The organism is Streptomyces sp. PU-14G, assembly GCF_041028275.1.
In the GTDB taxonomy this organism is placed as follows: Bacteria; Actinomycetota; Actinomycetes; order Streptomycetales; family Streptomycetaceae; genus Streptomyces.
This window is the reverse complement of sequence record NZ_JASKYT010000542.1, coordinates 1-3,327: the sequence shown is the minus strand read 5'-3', so window position 1 is coordinate 3,327 and position 3,327 is coordinate 1. Positions and strand designations below refer to the sequence as shown.

Sequence of the window (3,327 nt, the reverse complement as noted above, 5' to 3'; positions counted from 1 at the left end):
CCCGTCTCCTCCGTCTCCCCCGTCACCTCGCCTTCTTCCGCGGTCTCAGGCCCACGGACCGCCTCGGTCTCTTCCGCCGTCTCAGGCCCACGGGCCGCCTCGGCCTCTTCCGCCGTCTCAGGACCACGAGCCGCCTCGGCCTCGCCCGTCACCTCGGCCTTTTCCGTCCCCTCGGCCTCTCCCGTCGAGGAGGCGTGCACCCAGCCGGACGAGGAGTGCGCGGCCCCGCGCGCCGCCCCGGCGTGGGCCCACTCCGCCGGGGGCAGGGAGCGGCCGAGCTCTCCGCCCCACCCCGCAGCCCCGCTCCCCTGCGCGCCTCTGGTGCCTCCCGCCTCCCTGAGTCCGTGTCCCGCGTCCTGGGTCCATGACGTTCCAGACGGTACGCAGCAGCCCCCGCACCGGGGCCGCGGCCCTCCCCCTCCTCCAGGCATCTGAACCTTTCACTCCTTTTCCGCTTTTCCCAGCTTTTCCCTGCTTTCTTCTTCCCTCCTGCCGCTGCGCCCCTTGCCGTGGCCGCGGCATGCCTGTTGGAGATCCCTGTGACGCGTTCCCTGCGCGTGAGGGCGTTGTGCGCACTCGCCGTACTCGCTCTCTCCGTGTTCATCGCCGCCACCGTGCCGGTCCGCCTCGGACTCGACCTGAGGGGCGGCACCCAGATCGTCCTGGAAACCCGCTCCACCCCCACGACGGACGCCGACAGCGAGGCGACCGACCGCACCGTGGAGGTGCTGCGCGGCCGTATCGACGCCCTCGGCGTCACCGAACCCACGCTCACCCGGTCCGGGGACAACCGGATCATCGTCGAACTGCCCGGAGTGCAGGACCCCGAGAAGGCGACCGAGGTGCTGGGCCGTACCGCCCAGCTGACCTTCCACGAGGTGCTCGGCGCCGCCGGGAAGACCGACAAGGGTGCGCAGACCGACAAGGACCGCGGCCCCCACCGCGAGCGGGTGCTCAAGGACGACTCGGGCGACCCGCTGCGCCTGGCCGCCGCCTCACTGACCGGAGAGGACGTCAAGAAGGCCGACGCCCGCATCGACCAGCAGCGCGGCACGGGGTGGCACGTCACCATCGACTTCGAGGGCAAGGGCCGCGACGGGTGGGCCCGGTTGACCGGTCAGGCGGCCTGCCAACCGCCCGGCGATCCCGCGCGCCGGGTGGCGATCGTCCTCGACGACAAGGTCATCTCCTCGCCCCAGGTCGACCCTTCGGTCACCTGCCGTACCGGCATCACCGGCGGTTCCACCGAGATCACGGGACGCTTCAGCCACGAGGAGGCGCGCGAGTTGGCCCTCCTCGTCAACGGCGGAGCCCTGCCCGTGCCGGTCGAGACCGTCGAACAGCGCACCGTCGGCCCCACCCTGGGCGCGGACGCCATCGAAGCCAGTGCCTGGGCCGCCGTCGTCGGCACCGGGCTGACCGCCCTGTTCGTCGTCGCCGTCTACCGGCTCATGGGGGCGCTGGCCGTCGTGGCGCTGGCCTGCTACGGCCTGCTGTCCTACGCCGCGCTCGCCGCCCTCGGCGCCACCTTGACCCTGCCGGGACTGGCCGGGTTCGTCCTGGCGATCGGCATGGCCGTGGACGCCAACGTCCTCGTGTTCGAACGAGCCAGGGAGGAGTACACGGCCCGTCGCAGTCCCAGCACCCGGACCTGTCTCGCGGCCGGCTTCCGCAACGCGTTCAGCGCGATCGCCGACTCCAACATCACCACCCTCATCGCCGCGGCCCTGCTGTTCTTCCTCGCCTCCGGGCCGGTGCGCGGTTTCGGAGTCACGCTGGGCATCGGCGTCCTCGCCTCCATGTTCAGCGCCCTGGTGATCACGCGGGTACTCGCCGAGTTCGCGGCCTCGCGCCGCGCGGTGCGGCAGCGCCCCCGGATGTCGGGCCTCGCGGGGGCCGGAGCGGTGCGGGCCCGGCTGCTGCGCCGCGACCCGCACCTGATGCGCCACCCGCGGCGCTGGCTGGCCGCGTCCGCAGTCGCCGTCCTGCTGGCCACCTCGGGCATCGCCGTCCGGGGTCTGGATCTCGGCGTCGAGTTCACCGGAGGACGCCTCATCGAGTACACCACCACGGAGTCCGTCGACCCGGACCGGGCGCGGGCCGCCCTCGCGGATGCCGGCTTCCCGCGCGCGGTCGTCCAGTCCTCCGGGGACGACAACCTCACGGTGCGCACCGACGAGTTGACGGGCGCCGAGGAGGACCGGGTCACCGAGACGGTGAGCGGCCTGGCGGGGCAGGCGGAGAAACTGCGCGACGAGGTGGTCGGGCCCAGTATCGGTGAGGAGCTGCGCCGAGGAGCGCTGATCGCCCTGACGGTGGCCCTGGGCTCGCAACTCCTCTACCTCGCGGCACGCTTCCGCTGGCTGCTCGGTTCGGCCGCGGTGGTCGCCATGGCGCACGACGTCCTCGTTCTCGTCGGGATCTTCGCCTGGCTGGGCAAACCACTCGACGGGGTGTTCCTGGCCGCTCTCCTCACCGTCATCGGTTACTCCGTCAACGACTCCATCGTCGTCTTCGACCGGCTCAGGGAACTGGGCCGGGGCCGCCGCACCGCGCCCTTCCCCGACCTGGCGAACCAAGCGGTCCTGCAAACGCTGCCCCGCACCGTCAACACGGGTCTCGGCGCGGTGTTCATCCTCTCCGCGCTGGCCGTCCTGGGCGGCGACTCCCTCACCGACTTCGCCCTGGCGCTGCTCATCGGGATCGTGGTCGGCACCTGGTCGTCCGTCTTCACCGCCACGCCCCTGGCGGTGACACTCACCGGCGGCACCGGGAAGAGGTCCCGTTCAGCCAAACCGGCGCGGCGCTCCTGAGGCCGCCCGCCGCCCCCGCACCGCGCTCTCCCGCCCCGGCGGGCGAAAGAGCGCGGTGCGGCGGGTTCTGCCGGTCTCTCACACCTCCAGATGCGCCTCGATCCGGCGCAACTGGTGCCGTGCCATGGCGAGGTTGGCCTTGCCCGCGTCCAGGGCGATGTAGAGGAACAGCCCGTTGCCGCTCTTGGCTCTCAGCAGGCGGATCAGGTGGTACTGCGTGCCGAGAGTGATCAGGATGTCCTCTATCTCGTCCTGGAGGCCGAGGTGTTCCATCGTGCGCAGCTTGGCCCGCACGACGTCCGTGTTCCCGGCGGCGGCGACCTCCAGGTCGAAGTCCTTGCCGCCGCCGGCGGTTCCCAGGGCCATGCCGCTGGTGTAGTCGACCAGGGCAACCCCGATCGCGCCGTCGATGCTGCCCAGCGCTTCCTTGAGGGAGGCTTCGGTGTCGGCCATGACGCTGTACTGCCTTTCGTCGGGTGCTGTGGTGAGCGGGGGGCGTGGTGAGCAGGGGGCG

Annotated in this window: 2 protein-coding genes and 1 pseudogene; 1 reads left to right on the top strand and 2 read right to left on the bottom strand. The window is 71.9% G+C overall.

The genetic code is table 11. The features are described 5' to 3' along the window. Positions 1–200 (bottom strand): annotated as a pseudogene (locus AB8Z75_RS33055) (hypothetical protein); the annotation flags it as partial. Positions 201–539: 339 nt separating this feature from the next. On the opposite strand from AB8Z75_RS33055, the gene secD reads away from it, so the two are divergent. Continuing rightward, positions 540–2,813: a protein translocase subunit SecD gene (secD, locus tag AB8Z75_RS33050; protein WP_369208528.1), complete on the top strand. Its 2,274-nt coding sequence runs from the start codon at positions 540–542 to the stop codon at positions 2,811–2,813. Between the two features lie 78 nt (positions 2,814–2,891). Here the strand turns inward: secD and AB8Z75_RS33045 are convergent, their stop codons facing one another. Further along, positions 2,892–3,266: a hypothetical protein gene (locus AB8Z75_RS33045; protein ID WP_369208530.1), complete on the bottom strand. Its 375-nt coding sequence runs from the start codon at positions 3,264–3,266 to the stop codon at positions 2,892–2,894. Between the last annotated feature and the right edge of the window lie 61 nt (positions 3,267–3,327).